Source organism: Ruegeria sp. HKCCD3925 (assembly GCF_057221175.1).
This window is the reverse complement of the sequence record NZ_JBWVBI010000004.1, coordinates 44,905-58,208: the sequence shown is the minus strand read 5'-3', so window position 1 is coordinate 58,208 and position 13,304 is coordinate 44,905. Positions and strand designations below refer to the sequence as shown.

Annotated in this window: 15 protein-coding genes; 14 read left to right on the top strand and 1 reads right to left on the bottom strand. The window is 57.3% G+C overall.

Annotated elements, in window-relative coordinates; genetic code table 11:
- Positions 1–260: 260 nt before the first annotated feature.
- Positions 261–1,298 (bottom strand): LacI family DNA-binding transcriptional regulator, encoded by a 1,038-nt coding sequence (locus tag AC2TEM_RS10425; RefSeq protein ID WP_170422384.1) that lies wholly within the window; start codon positions 1,296–1,298, stop codon positions 261–263.
- A 171-nt stretch (positions 1,299–1,469) separates the two neighbouring features.
- Here AC2TEM_RS10425 and AC2TEM_RS10420 point away from each other — a divergent pair, with 171 nt between their 5' ends.
- The 14 genes from AC2TEM_RS10420 to AC2TEM_RS10355 all read left to right on the top strand — a co-directional run bounded on the left by AC2TEM_RS10420 (position 1,470) and on the right by AC2TEM_RS10355 (position 13,216).
- A complete protein-coding gene (locus AC2TEM_RS10420; RefSeq protein WP_170420469.1) occupies positions 1,470–1,661 on the top strand; it encodes a hypothetical protein in 192 nt (63 codons plus the stop codon).
- Between the two features lie 31 nt (positions 1,662–1,692).
- Positions 1,693–2,838, top strand: coding sequence for a TRAP transporter substrate-binding protein (locus AC2TEM_RS10415; RefSeq protein ID WP_170392537.1), 1,146 nt, complete (start codon positions 1,693–1,695; stop codon positions 2,836–2,838).
- Positions 2,839–2,940: 102 nt separating this feature from the next.
- The gene (locus tag AC2TEM_RS10410; RefSeq protein ID WP_170420467.1) at positions 2,941–3,456 is read left to right on the top strand and encodes a TRAP transporter small permease; all 516 of its coding nucleotides are present in this window, start codon (positions 2,941–2,943) and stop codon (positions 3,454–3,456) included.
- A gap of 15 nt (positions 3,457–3,471) precedes the next feature.
- A complete protein-coding gene (locus AC2TEM_RS10405; RefSeq protein ID WP_170392539.1) occupies positions 3,472–4,803 on the top strand; it encodes a TRAP transporter large permease in 1,332 nt (443 codons plus the stop codon).
- Between the two features lie 36 nt (positions 4,804–4,839).
- Positions 4,840–6,147: a histidinol dehydrogenase gene (gene hisD, locus AC2TEM_RS10400; protein ID WP_170392540.1), complete on the top strand. Its 1,308-nt coding sequence runs from the start codon at positions 4,840–4,842 to the stop codon at positions 6,145–6,147.
- An 8-nt stretch (positions 6,148–6,155) separates the two neighbouring features.
- Positions 6,156–6,893: an SDR family oxidoreductase gene (locus tag AC2TEM_RS10395; protein WP_170420465.1), complete on the top strand. Its 738-nt coding sequence runs from the start codon at positions 6,156–6,158 to the stop codon at positions 6,891–6,893.
- Complete coding sequence (locus tag AC2TEM_RS10390; protein ID WP_170420463.1) at positions 6,890–7,852, top strand: alcohol dehydrogenase catalytic domain-containing protein; 963 nt, start codon at positions 6,890–6,892, stop codon at positions 7,850–7,852. The genes AC2TEM_RS10395 and AC2TEM_RS10390 overlap by 4 nt, the downstream gene beginning before the upstream one ends.
- An 18-nt stretch (positions 7,853–7,870) precedes the next feature.
- Positions 7,871–8,176, top strand: a complete 306-nt coding sequence (locus AC2TEM_RS10385) for a UxaA family hydrolase (RefSeq protein ID WP_170392543.1) — start codon at positions 7,871–7,873, stop codon at positions 8,174–8,176.
- A 12-nt stretch (positions 8,177–8,188) separates the two neighbouring features.
- Entirely contained in the window at positions 8,189–9,367 is a 1,179-nt protein-coding gene (locus AC2TEM_RS10380) for a UxaA family hydrolase (RefSeq protein WP_170420461.1), read from the top strand.
- Positions 9,368–9,576: 209 nt separating this feature from the next.
- Entirely contained in the window at positions 9,577–9,993 is a 417-nt protein-coding gene (locus tag AC2TEM_RS10375) for a universal stress protein (RefSeq protein WP_170402133.1), read from the top strand.
- Positions 9,994–10,148: 155 nt separating this feature from the next.
- A complete protein-coding gene (locus AC2TEM_RS10370) occupies positions 10,149–11,036 on the top strand; it encodes a helix-turn-helix domain-containing protein (RefSeq protein WP_170402136.1) in 888 nt (295 codons plus the stop codon).
- A 113-nt stretch (positions 11,037–11,149) separates the two neighbouring features.
- Positions 11,150–12,103 (top strand): alpha/beta hydrolase, encoded by a 954-nt coding sequence (locus AC2TEM_RS10365; RefSeq protein ID WP_170420459.1) that lies wholly within the window; start codon positions 11,150–11,152, stop codon positions 12,101–12,103.
- A gap of 58 nt (positions 12,104–12,161) precedes the next feature.
- A complete protein-coding gene (locus tag AC2TEM_RS10360; protein WP_480439098.1) occupies positions 12,162–12,656 on the top strand; it encodes a nuclear transport factor 2 family protein in 495 nt (164 codons plus the stop codon).
- A 110-nt stretch (positions 12,657–12,766) separates the two neighbouring features.
- Positions 12,767–13,216: a nuclear transport factor 2 family protein gene (locus AC2TEM_RS10355; RefSeq protein WP_480856179.1), complete on the top strand. Its 450-nt coding sequence runs from the start codon at positions 12,767–12,769 to the stop codon at positions 13,214–13,216.
- Positions 13,217–13,304 lie beyond the last annotated feature (88 nt).

Below are 13,304 nucleotides of genomic sequence, written 5' to 3'. Positions count from 1 at the left end.
AAGACAGCCGCGACAAAATAATTTTTGCCCGATTGCCGCGGCAGGCATCGTCCGGTTCGGAGCATTCTGCATCGCAACGGATCAGCCGCGTACAAAGGCCTTCCTCACAGCTTTCTTAGTCTGCTAGCCATAAACTCTTAGTCTAAGAAATACTCACACCAGTAGTTCAAGTTGGATTGGCCGTGCATGCCGAATCCGGGTCGTACATCGTTGGTAGATTGGAGCGGGTAGATTTCCAGAGATAGCCCTCAAGGTTGGGATCACACAATAGTGCGGGCAGGACCGAGTGATTGACGTAGTCTTATTTCTGTCGGCAACTCAACACTTTGACCGCTGTGCGCATCACGGAGTATCTGGATCAGCATCCCAGCGGCGCGACGCCCCATCTCGCGATGCGGGACATGTACCGTCGTAAGAGCGGGTTCGGCGAGCATTGCAATTTCGATATCGTCAAAACCGGTAATTGAGAGGTCTCTAGGCACCTCAAGCCCCATTTCCCGAGCCGCACGTAAGGCTCCGACCGCCAAAACATCATTGACGCACATCACGGCAGTCGTTTCTGGTGCGGCTGTCATGACCTCGCGCAAAGCAACTTCACCAGTTTCAACGCCGTAAGCGGTCTCGACAAGAAACATTGTATTCGGGTCTTGACCGGCCTCTTGTTTGGCATCCCGAATGCCTTGAACGCGTTCCCTTGCCCGATCATTCGAAGCGGTCGGAGCAGAGATACACGCGATATGCCGATGCCCATATCCAATGACCTGCCGGGCAAGGGCAAACATCGCAGCCCGATTGTCAAAGCCGATGGCCGGCGGGGATTGGTCAGGATCAAATGACCAGGCGATCAGAGTTGGTACACGCTGCTTTTCCAGAAACGCATAGATTTCCGGTTCGCGATCGTACCCAATCAGCAGCAACCCATCTGCACCCCGCGCTACCAACGCACGCACCTGTTGTTCTTCCAGCTCTGAATCATAGGCGGACGAAGCAACCAGAAGCGTTTTACCATGCCTCACCAGCTCTTCCTGAAACGCCTGTAATCCGCGTGCAAAAACAGCGTTCTCCATAGTCGGTATCACGGCGGCGATGGTATTTGTCTGCCTTGCTGCAAGGGCTTGGGCTCCGAAATTTGGCGCGTACCCAAGTTCTCGTACGGCTGCCAGAACTCGTTCCCTTGTGCTTTGCCCTACCCGCTCTGGCGAGTTCAGGCACCGCGAGACAGTTGCGGTGGACACGTTCGCATGTCGGGCAACATCTGCAAGGGTTGGGACTGTGTTTTCGTGACCGCTTTGAGGCATGGTTTTTCTTGTCATTCTGGATGGGCAACTAGCTCAAGACGAATTCTATCAAAAGCACGATTTGTCGGGAACCTACAGCACATATGCAATGTAAGCGCTTGCATAACAAAATGTAAGCGCTTACATTGCAGGCGACTCAGTGCGAGACATTGGATGGGTTGGGGAGGACGCATGCCATACTTGATAGCAGCGATATTACTGCTCGCGTTTGTTGCGAATGTGGTGATCGGAGCGGTCACGAAGGCGCCTCTGGTCAATAATGTCTGGGAAATGCTGATCTTGTTTGCGGCGGCCATCGCCTTTTCGGTCGGCATACTTCGCAGCGAAGCACAAGAAATTTCGGAGGAAAAACAAAAGGAATAAATCCGAAAAAGTCCAAACGGGAGGAGAACACATGGACAAGACTAAACAGGAGCTAGCTTCGGCCGAGCGTCGAAATTTTTTGAAACTCGCGGGCACCGGCTCGTTCACGGCAGCCATGGTCGCCGGTGCGGCTGGGACATTGTGGTCCAGCGAAGCGGCAGCACAGACCGCCGCCGAGGAACGCGATCGCGAAAACGCGGCTGAATTCAAGATGACGCTGGCGACGGCTTATGTACTGGGCGCGTCTCGCAGCTATCCGATCATGCAGCTGGACCTGAAAGAAAACATCCAGAACATGACGAATGGCAAGGTCTATGTGAAACTGGCGCCCGGTGGTCAGCTTGGCGCTGGTGGTGCACTGGCGCAGGCGGTTCAGGGGGGGACCATTCAAGCCGCGCAACACTCGCTGTCGAATTTCGCGCCCTTTGCGAGCGTGGTTGATCTGATCAACCTTCCATATTTCTGTGGGTCCAACCAGCGGTTCACGAACCTGACTTCCTCCGAAGCTTGGAAGGCGGAAGTAGACCCCAAGATCGCGGCATCCGGCTTTAAAGCGCTGATGTATATCGTGATCGATCCGCGCGTCGTCGCTGTTCGCCAGGGAGGCAACGCAATTATCACCCCCGGCGATATGTCCGGTGTCAAATTCCGCGTACCCGGATCAAAAATGCTGCAGCAGTATTATGGCATGGTGGGTGCGAACCCGACGCCTGTTGCGTGGGGTGAGACTCCGTCAGCGATCCGGCAAGGCGTCGCAGATGCGCTTGATCCCTCGGTGGGCGCGCTGCATGTCTTTGGCTTTGGTGAGATCCTCAGCCATGTGACCTTCACTCAGGCGGTGCCGGACAGTCAGGTCTATTCGATCAACCTTGAATGGTTCGACAGCCTGCCGATGGACGTCAAGGAAGGTATCGAATTTGCGGGCGAAGTCACCCAGCAGCAGAACCTGTCAAAAGTGCCTTCGGCACGTGCCTACGCCATGTCTCAATTGATCGCGAACGGCGTCGAGTTCCACTCGCTCAGCGAAGATCAGTTGGGCGAATGGAAAGAGGCCGGTGGCTATCAGCGCAGCGAATGGGACAGCTTCAAGACAGAGCTGGCCGGATCGATGGATGCGTTCGCCAAGCTGGAAGAAGCCGCAGACACGCGTGCGAAATACTACGTGCACGACGCCTGATCGCGTCTTCGGGCCGGCGCGTCCAGCGTCGGCTCATCCGATGTTTGCCCATTAAAAACCCACTAGAACACGTCGCCGCCGCGTGACGGTAGTGAGGATGCTATGTCTCAGCTCTTTCGAGCGATTGATAAAAATGCCGAACGTTGGCTGCTTTTAGTCTTCTACGTCATGCTCGTCGGCACGATGTTCATCGAAGTGGTCCGGCGCGAGGTCTTTGCCTACTCGTCCATCTGGGGCGAAGAAATCGTCCGGTATGCGTTTATCTATCTCGCATGGATCGGTGCTGCCGCCGCGGTCAAGGAACGCGGGCATATCCGCATTGATGTTCTGATGCACTACGTCCCGCGCACGGTCAAAACGCTGCTCTATATCTTCGGCGACATCGTGATGTTCATCGTGGCGCTCGTCGCGATCTATTGGTCGTGGGAGACAGTCCACGTGTCCTGGAAATTCGGGTCTGTCACACACGGCCTGCGGATCAGCCAGGTCTTTTTCCTCATGGCGGTGCCGTTTGGCTTCGCGCTGGTCATCTTTCGACTGGTGCAGTCCTTCGTCCGCGACATTGCCGACCTTCGAACGGGCCGTCCCGTCTACGAAGGCGACAAGCTGTTTGATTAAGGGAGGGCCTGAGCCATGATGTGGCAACAACTCGGCGGTCAAACGCTTGAACTTGGGTGGGATTTCTACGCCTCCGTCATTCTCTTCGTCGCTCTTGTCGCGCTCGCCGTTCCGGTCTGGGCCGCGATCGGCGCAGCATCGATCACAATGCTGATCATGTCCGGCGCATTGCCGCTGAGCCTTGTCGGCGAAAAGCTGTTCTCGGGCATCGATGCCTTCGCGCTGACAGCTGTGCCGCTGTTTATCCTGACCGGAGACGTGCTTGTCCGAACCGGGCTCAGTCGAAAGTTTCTGGACGTCGCCGAAGCCCTGACCTGTTGGGCCAAGGGTGGCTTCGGTTCGGCCACCGTCCTGGTCTGTGGCATGTTCGCGGCGATCTCCGGGTCGGACGCAGCAGGTGCGGCAGCGGTAGGGCGCATGACTATCGACCGGCTGGTCGAGAGCGGTTATCCCCGCCCCTACGCCTGTGCTTTGGTCGCAGCAGGAGCCTGCACCGGCATCCTCATCCCGCCCTCTATCGCCTATATCATCATCGGCCTCGTGCTGGGTATAGCGGTCTCGACCTTGTTCCTTGCTGCGCTGATCCCCGGCCTCTTGATCCTGACGGCCATCCTGATCACCAACGTCGTGATGAACCGGCTGAACCTTTGGGAAGGCGGCGGCATGATGACCGCAGCTGAATGGCGCGCGAACCTGTGGAAGACGGTCAAGTCCGGCTGGTACGCTTTCCTTGTCCCCGGCATCATTTTCTACGGCATCTTCTCGGGGAAACTGACCCCGACCGAGGCAGGTGCCGTGGCGGTCGTCGTGACCATATTCATCGGGTTTATCCTGGGCACACTGAAATTGTCCGACTTCCCGGCCATGCTGGTCAGTTCGGCCAAGGTCAACGGTGTGATCCTTCCGATCATCGCCTTCTCGATCCCTCTGGCCGAAGCTCTGGCGATCATTGGAGTGCCGCAAGGATTTGTCGGAGCTTTGACCTCAGTCAGCAGTAACGAATTCGTACTGATCGCCATGATGGTCCTTATCCTGATCATTGCGGGCTGCGTTATGGAAACGACGCCCAACATCGTGATCCTGGCACCGATCCTCTACCCGTTGGCGCAAGAGATTGAGATGAACCAGATTCAGTTCTGCATCATGATGATCACCGCGCTGGGGGTCGGGTTTATTACTCCACCCTTGGGGCTGAACTTGTTCGTGGTGTCGGGGATTACGGGCGAGTCGATCCTCAAGATCGCCTACCGCGCCATCCCGTTTGTTTTCTTCATGCTGATCGTGACGTTGATGATCGCCTATATCCCGGCGTTCTCTACCTCGCTGTTGCCTGATGTCTATCGATAAGCCGCCGAAAGACGCGGTAAGAAAAGGACCTAATTCATGACCCGTGAATACCTGAAGAAAGCCACGCTGACCGCGCGCAGCGGAGCGTCAGATGTCAGTGAAATTGTGCAGGGAATCCTGACCGACATTGAGACAGGTGGCGATGCCAAGGCGTTGGAATACGCAGCCAAATTCGACAACTACGAAGGTAACGTCATTCTCAGCGATGCCGAAATCCAGGCCGCGATGGATGCCGTGCCAGAAAAGCTGAAGCGCGACATCGAGTTCAGCCACAGCAACGTCAAACGCTTTGCCGAGGCACAGAAAGCGTCCATGACCGACATCGCAGTCGAGGTTGTGCCGGGCCTGACCGCTGGCCAGAAGATGATCCCGGTGGATGCAGCCGGTTGCTACGTCCCAGGCGGGCGCTACAGCCATATCGCCAGCGCGATCATGACCGTGACGACGGCGAAGGTGGCGGGATGTAAGCACATTGTCGCGTGCTCACCGCCGCGCCCGGATGTCGGTATCGCGCCTGCGATCGTCTACGCCGCGCATATCTGTGGCGCCGACAAGATCATGGCCATGGGCGGCGTGCAGGGGGTTGCGGCGATGACCTTCGGGTTGTTCGGGCTTCCCAAGGCTAACATCCTTGTGGGCCCCGGCAATCAGTTTGTGGCCGAAGCAAAGCGTATCCTGTTCGGGCGTGTCGGCATCGACATGATCGCGGGCCCGACGGACAGTCTGGTCCTTGCGGATGTCACTGCTGATCCGATGGTTGTTGCAACTGACCTCGTTGGGCAGGCCGAGCACGGATACAACTCACCGGTTTGGCTGGTGACAGACAATCGCGACCTCGCCGAAGAGGTTATGCGCTTGGTGCCAGTGCTGATCGAGGACCTGCCCGAAGTGAACCGCGAAAACGCTACGGCTGCGTGGCGCGATTATGCCGAGGTCATCCTGTGCGCGGATCGCGAAGAAATGGCGGCGACATCGGATCAATACGCCCCGGAACACCTGACAGTCATGGCCGATGATCTTGATTGGTGGCTGGATCGGCTGACGTGCTATGGGTCGCTTTTCTTGGGCGAAGAGACCACGGTTGCCTTTGGCGACAAAGCCTCGGGCACCAATCACGTGCTGCCCACGAGCCGGGCGGCCACTTACACCGGTGGCCTCAGCGTCCATAAATACATGAAGATCGTGACCTGGCAGCGCTCGACCGCTGATGCGATGAAGCCGATTGCGCAGGCGACGGCCCGTATCTCACGCCTTGAAGGTATGGAGGGGCACGCGCGTACCGCGGATATTCGATTGGCCAAGTTCTTCCCCGATGAAAACTTTGACCTGACAGCCGAAGACTGACCCAACCCGTGACCTATCATCCTGATCTCACTGGACATACCGCTCTTGTGACCGGGGCCAGCTCCGGCCTTGGTCGCAGAGCGGCAGAGGTACTGTCGCATGCCGGCGCTAAGGTCGTGGGCGTGGCGCGACGTGCAGAAGCGTTGGCCGAGCTGGATCAGGTCCATCCCCTGCCCTGGGATCTTTCGGATCGTGATCGGTTGGCGGAGCTGGCCGTTGCCGCGTCGCAGCCGTTTGGGGCACCGGATATTCTGGTGCATGCCGCCGGGATCAACACGCGCGAGGCTGCGGATGATGTATCGCCTGAGGGGTGGGACATCACACTGGGATTGAACCTTGCCGTTCCCTTCTTTCTGTCGCAGCACCTAGTGCCCGATATGAAGGTCAAAGGCTGGGGACGGATCGTAAATTTCGCATCGCTCCAGTCCAGCCGAGCTTTTCCAGGTGGGCTTAGCTATGGGGCGTCAAAGGGCGGCGTGGCACAGCTGACCCGAGCAATGGCCGAGGCCTGGTCATCGAGCGGAATATGCGTAAACGCGATTGGCCCTGGGTTCTTTCGAACCGAGCTGACGGCTGCAGTGTTCAATGATCCTGAACGCGCGAACCGTAATGCTGCGCAGACCTGTATCGGTCGCAACGGTGAGCCCAAAGACCTCGACGGCCCGTTGCTGTTCTTTTGCTCTGATGCCTGTGCCTACGTGACCGGGCAAGTTTTGATGGTCGATGGAGGGTTTACAGCGAAATGAAAGCTTTGGTTTACACTGATGTCGAAACACTGGAATATCGCTATTTCGCGGACCCGGAGCCCGGCCCCGATGAGGTTCTCGTCCGCATCGATAGCGTCGGTATTTGCGGGTCCGACATGCACGCCTATCTGGGCCATGATGATCGCCGCCCGGCACCGCTGATCCTGGGCCATGAGGGGGCCGGTGTGACTGCTGATGGTCGCCGCGTAACCATCAATCCGCTGGTAAACGACCCCAACAGCGCGGCCAGCCGGTCCGGACGTGAGAACCTTTGCCCCTCGCGACAGATCATCTCAATGCCGCCGCGCGAAGGCGCTTTTGCGGAATACGTCGCTATCCCAGAGCGCAATTTGATTGAAGTGCCCTCGCATATCACGCTGGAGCAGGCCGCACTCGCCGAACCGATTGCGGTCAGCTGGCATGCGGTGCGGCTGGGGCTTGCGGCCCTGCACCCGGCAGACGAACGGCGTGCCCATGTGATTGGCGGCGGGGCAATCGGGCTAGCGGCAGCTCTCGCGCTCACTGCGATGGGGGTCGAGCAGGTGACCTTATCCGAACCCAACGCAGCCCGTGCGACCTATCTTCGCGACACCTGTGGAATCGCCGTTGTGGACACACCGGAACAGGATATTCCATTGGTGATCGACGCAGTGGGGTTTGCGTCTACCCGCGCGGTTGCCTCGGCGCTCGTCAGCCCGGGCGGGGTGATTTTGCACATCGGCCTAGGCAGTTCCGAAGGTGGATTGGATATCCGACGCATCACGCTGCAGGAAATCACGCTAATCGGCACCTACACCTATACCGCACAGGACTTCCGCGACACATGCAATGCCATGTTCAAGGGCCGCCTCGGGACGCTTGACTGGGTTGAAACCCGCGACCTGTCCGACGGGGCCGCGGCCTTTACAGACATTCGCGCTGGCAAGACGCTTGCGCCGAAAACCATCCTTAAACCATAGCAAAAACCGGAGACCTTCATGTCAAATCCAGCCCCAAATGAAATACCGCACCTTTTGGTGCATGAAGAGGAAGACAATGTCGGTGTCGTGGTCGTCGAAGGCCTGACTGCAGGCACCGACATGCTGTGCTGTATTACACATGACAACTCGACCTTTCGCCTGACCGCAGGCGCGGATGTTCCGATTGGCCACAAGATTGCGCTCACGGACCTCAAGAACGGCGATACGGCGATCAAATATGGCGAAGACATCGGCAAGATCATCGCTGACATCCCACGCGGCGGGCATGTCCACACGCAAAACTGCAAGACCAAGCGCTGGTAAGGGGTTAATACCATGAGCAAATATTCAAACATGACTGTCATGGGCTACCGGCGCGAAAACGGCCGGGTTGGTGTGCGCAACCACGTGCTGATCCTGCCCGTCGATGACATTTCCAACGCCGCCTGCGAGGCGGTCGCCAACAACGTCAAGGGCACGCTGGCAATCCCACACGCTTATGGCCGCCTTCAGTTCGGTGAGGACCTCGAGCTGCATTTCCGCACTATGATCGGCACAGGGGCCAACCCGAATGTCCACTCGGTGGTCGTCATCGGCATCGAGCCGGGTTGGACCAAACGCATTGCCGACGGCATCCGCGAGACCGGCAAGGACGTGGCAGAGTTCTCAATCGAACAGAACGGTGATTTTGAAACCATCCGGCGCGCTTCATGGGCCGCCAAGGATTTTGTCCACAAGGCCACCGAGGTCCAGCGCGAGGAATGCTCGATCAACGAGCTTTGGATTTCGACCAAATGCGGTGAAAGCGACACGACAACGGGTCTGGGGTCCTGCCCAACCGTTGGCAACATGTATGACAAGTTGCTGCCCGAAGGGATCACCGGGTTCTTTGGTGAAACCTCGGAAATCACCGGGGCGGAACATATCTGCCAGAAACGCGCCATCAACGAAGAGGTCGGCGAGCGCTGGTACAAGATGTGGAAGGCCTATCAGGACGATGTGATCTTTGCGCATCAAACCGATGATCTCAGCGACAGTCAGCCAACCAAGGGCAACATCGAAGGTGGCCTGACCACCATTGAGGAAAAGGCGCTTGGCAACCTCGAAAAGATCGGCCGGACTTCGCAGTATATCGACATTCTGGAACCTGCCGAGCGACCTAACTCGGGCAAAGGCCTGTACTTCATGGACAGTTCATCAGCTGCGGCGGAATGTGTGACGCTGATGGCGGCGGGCGGTGCTGTGATCCATACCTTCCCGACAGGTCAGGGCAACGTGGTGGGCAACCCGATCGTTCCGGTCATCAAGATCACCGCGAACCCGCGTACAGTGCGCACCATGGGCGAGCATGTGGACGTTGATGTTTCAGGCATCTTGCGGCGCGAACAAACCATCGATCAGGCTGGTGATGCTCTGATCGATATGATCCGCAGGACAGCAAACGGCCGTAACACCGCGGCAGAGGCGCTGGGACATCGGGAATTCTCGATGACAAAACTGTATCGCAGCGCATAGTAACCTCAAGGCGGCCATCGCATATGCGGTGGCCGTCTTTCTCTTGAACCGAGGTCCAGAATGGGCGCGGCTCGAGGTGTTTGGCCACTAAGGCAGGGCGGGGTCCTGGGCAACAGATCAGAACCTTTTAATTCTGAAAGTACTTATCAAGTTATGATGCACCAAGCCCTGCTCGTTGACATCGCCGAAACTCACTGGGAGTGCTTTACATGTATAAATCCATATTGATCCCCGTTGCCATTGATCATGAAGAGTTGGTTGCTGAGAAAATCACCACTGCCCGCAAGCTTTTGGCAGCTGACGGAAAGATCACACTACTTACAGTTCTGGAACAGATCCCGGGTTTTACGGCGGAATTCGTGACAGTGAAATCCGAGAACCATCTGACCAACAAAATCATGGGAACCCTAAAGTCGATCGCCGGAGAAGCGACCGATATAAACTGCCAGGTAGAAACGGGAAAGCCAGGGCTGCGCATTACCGAGTTCGCACGGGAAATCGGCGCTGATTTGATTGTTGTCGGAGCGCATCACCCATCGGCAATGGACTATTTTCTCGGATCAACGGCAGCACGTGTTTCTCGTCGGGCATCGTGTTCCGTCTTGATTCAGCGACCGCAATCTTGAAAATTCTCTAAGCGTCGACCCGAACGCTACAGCTGCGCTGCGAGAAGCAGGTGGCCACGGCACCACTCCATGGGTTCGCACCCCTGTTGGATGTTTTCAACCGTGTACGATCGACGCCAGCGAGAATTGCCCAGGTACACTATGGGAGCCGACGATTGCCTTCGAGATATGCGGACATTTACCCCTCGGAACCTTTACTAAACAGCGATGCGATCGAGCGGCCTTCGGCTGCAGGGTTGATGTCCGTTCGGTATTTCCGGGCTGAGCCGGATCAGATGCCCGAGGATGTTTTCAAAGAGCATCACGTGCTTCTCAATCTCCAGACCATTCCGCACAGAGTTCAGAACTGGAGGGATGGTGAGTTGCGGGATTTCATGTTTCACAAGGATGAAATCATCGTCACTCCGGCTGGTATGCGATCGGGTTGGCGGTGGTACGCGACGTCTGATGTCATCGTTATCACACTGGACCCGGCTAAGGTTGAACGCTTTGCTCAGTCCGAGCTGGGCATGCTGCTTGACCCGCAGCAATTTCGGGATTTGCCGCAGTTCTCGGACCCTGATCTGTGCACGGCTGGCGTTATACTGCGCGACGCATTGGAATCGACCGACATGTCTTCGGTCGTGATGTTCGAAGCCATGAGCCGCGTATTCCTAGTGAAACTGCTCCAGAAATATGGAAAACGCCGGATCGAAGATGTTCAGTTGTCATCCCGCTTCACATCCCGGCATTACCAGCGCGTTTTGGCCTTTGTACAGAACCGGCTGGATCAGACCATAACCGTTGAGCAGCTCGCGACCGAGGCGGGAATGAGCCCTTCGCACTTCGCACGCATGTTCAAAGAGACGTTGGGCACGACCCCGATGCAATATGTCATGGCCTACCGAATTGAACAGGCGATGAAGATGATGCAGGACCAGCAGCGTCCTCTGGGTGATATCGCTTTGGAATGTGGCTTTTCCGATCAGGCTCATTTCACGCGCAGCTTTAAACAGGTGGTGGGACAAACCCCCAAGGCTTATCGCGCGGCCAACATGGCTTGATGCAGGATCATTCAAAAACACAGCAGTCCGGTGCAATCAAGTGAACCTCCGGCAACGTATCTCTTTCGTCATCGGGCTTGCGCCCATCCAGACAGACTTTGGGAGATATCGCGATGAAAACCCTCGCTCTGAATACCGCTGCGGCTTTAATGGCCTCGACAGCTGCCGTCGCACAGGTCGAAACCCGCATTGTCACCTTTGAGAATGAAGGTGCCACCCTATCCGGCACACTGTACCTACCCGAAGAACGCGGCGATGCACCATTGCCAACGGTCGTGGTCACAGGGGCCTGGACCTCGGTACAAGAACAGATGCCGGCGAACTATGCCCGGGAAATGGCCGAACGCGGATTTGCCGCCTTCACCTTCGATTTCCGAGGCTGGGGTAAATCCGGCGATCTGCCGAACCAAGCGCGCTTTGTCGAAAGCCCCGAAGCCAAGACCTCGGACATCAAGGCAGCGATCGAATTCATAGCGACCCTGCCAGAAGTGGACGCCGAGCACATCAATGGGCTGGGTATCTGCGCCTCAGCGGGTTATATGGTCGATGCCGTCTCGGGCAACCCGCTGGTTCAGCGACTTGGTTTGGTTGCTCCCTGGCTGCAGAACGCCGAAATTGTTGAGGCCGTCTACGGCGGCGCAGAAGGTGTTGCCGGCTTGCTTCAAGTCTCTCGGGCTGCCGAAGCCGCCGGGGGCCAGATCATTCCTGCCGCGGGTCCAGAAGGTGCCGAAGGCGTGCTGATGCCGATCGGTGGTTACTATTATGAGGCTGACCGTGGGGCGATCCCGGAATATGATGACAAATGGAACAATGCAGGCTGGGAAGGCTGGCTGACCTACCATCCCGCCGACAACCCACAGCGTCTGGACAAACCGCTGACCATTGTTCACTCTGAAAGCGCAGCGATCCCGCAGGGCGTGCAGACCTTCCTTGCCGGATTTGCCGGTGACGCGAACGCGCAGTGGCTCGAGGATGTCACGCAGTTCGATTTCTACGACAACCCCGAGGACGTGACACGGGCGGCCGACGCCGTTGCCGACCACTTCCGCGCCGGATTGGATAATTGATCCTGCTGATCAGGCGTCGGACCTCGCTATCCGACGCCTCATTCCCTTGGAGACCCCAATGACCCGAAAACTTCAACTAGCACTCGCGGTCGCGACCGTTATGGGAGGCAACGCAATGGCCGATACCCCCGAAGACAATATGAAAGTGGTTCAGAACTTTTTTGCGGCTTACGGCTCGAACGACCTTGATGGAATCGCCGCTGTCATGGACGAGGACGTACAATGGCACATTCCCGGCCGCCATCCGCTGAGCGGCACCAAAAACGGTCGGGATGAAGTTTTGGCCTTCTTCGCCCAGTTGGGCGCAGCTGGGTTTCAGGCTGACCCGATCTACTTTGGCGCGGATGAAACCCATGTTGTAGATATTCACCGAGGCTGGTCCAACGCCGAAGGTAAGCCGAATGTCGATACCATCTGGGCGCTGGTCTACCGGATCGAGAACGGCAAGATCGTCGAGGCCACCAATCTCAGTGCCGATCAGGATGCGGCGAATACGTTTTTTTGGTCGCAATACACCTTAGCGCCCGTGCCTGAACGCTTGGCTAATGAATGAAGCAGGCGCAGCAACGTACGTTGCTTTGTCCAACTCTGACAAAGGATCCGGATATGAAACGATCCCTCATCGCCATGCTCACCGCCATAACAATGATTGGAGGCCCTGCAATGGCTGATCAAACCGACATCACCCGCACCCTAACGGATATCGCTGCAGGCGCAGACCGGCATGATTGGACCCGTGTAAGGGATGCCTTCGCCGATCACGTCACCATTGACTACACCAGCCTTTGGGGTGGAGACCCGGCAACCCAACCCGCTGACGAACTTGTTGCGGGCTGGGCCGCCTTCCTGCCCGGGTTCGACAGCACGCATCACATGGTGACCAACCACGCAATCACCTCAGTTTCAGAAACCGCCGCGACAGCGCAGGCTGATTTCACCGCCACCCACCGTCTTGACGATGGCCTATGGGTATTGGGCGGCCGCTATGACTATGCGTTGGAAAAAACAGGTGAACGCTGGGTTGTGACAACGATGACGATGACCGCTCTTTGGGAAACCGGCGACCGTGGTCTCGTCGCCCTCGCTGGTGAACGCGGGGCCGGGGCCAACTGACATCAGTTAACGCCGCATCGTTGCGCGCCGGTTGCCTTGCCAGAGCGATGTTGGCAATCTCACTATTAGGCTTTGCTTTCGGTTAACT

Coding starts and splice junctions, on each gene's coding strand:
- AC2TEM_RS10425 (WP_170422384.1), bottom strand. CDS start 1,298: ATGCCTCAAAGCGGTCACGAAAACACAGTCCCAACCCTTGCAGATGTT.
- AC2TEM_RS10420 (WP_170420469.1), top strand. CDS start 1,470: ATGCCATACTTGATAGCAGCGATATTACTGCTCGCGTTTGTTGCGAAT.
- AC2TEM_RS10415 (WP_170392537.1), top strand. CDS start 1,693: ATGGACAAGACTAAACAGGAGCTAGCTTCGGCCGAGCGTCGAAATTTT.
- AC2TEM_RS10410 (WP_170420467.1), top strand. CDS start 2,941: ATGTCTCAGCTCTTTCGAGCGATTGATAAAAATGCCGAACGTTGGCTG.
- AC2TEM_RS10405 (WP_170392539.1), top strand. CDS start 3,472: ATGATGTGGCAACAACTCGGCGGTCAAACGCTTGAACTTGGGTGGGAT.
- hisD (WP_170392540.1), top strand. CDS start 4,840: ATGACCCGTGAATACCTGAAGAAAGCCACGCTGACCGCGCGCAGCGGA.
- AC2TEM_RS10390 (WP_170420463.1), top strand. CDS start 6,890: ATGAAAGCTTTGGTTTACACTGATGTCGAAACACTGGAATATCGCTAT.
- AC2TEM_RS10385 (WP_170392543.1), top strand. CDS start 7,871: ATGTCAAATCCAGCCCCAAATGAAATACCGCACCTTTTGGTGCATGAA.
- AC2TEM_RS10380 (WP_170420461.1), top strand. CDS start 8,189: ATGAGCAAATATTCAAACATGACTGTCATGGGCTACCGGCGCGAAAAC.
- AC2TEM_RS10375 (WP_170402133.1), top strand. CDS start 9,577: ATGTATAAATCCATATTGATCCCCGTTGCCATTGATCATGAAGAGTTG.
- AC2TEM_RS10365 (WP_170420459.1), top strand. CDS start 11,150: ATGAAAACCCTCGCTCTGAATACCGCTGCGGCTTTAATGGCCTCGACA.
- AC2TEM_RS10360 (WP_480439098.1), top strand. CDS start 12,162: ATGACCCGAAAACTTCAACTAGCACTCGCGGTCGCGACCGTTATGGGA.
- AC2TEM_RS10355 (WP_480856179.1), top strand. CDS start 12,767: ATGGCTGATCAAACCGACATCACCCGCACCCTAACGGATATCGCTGCA.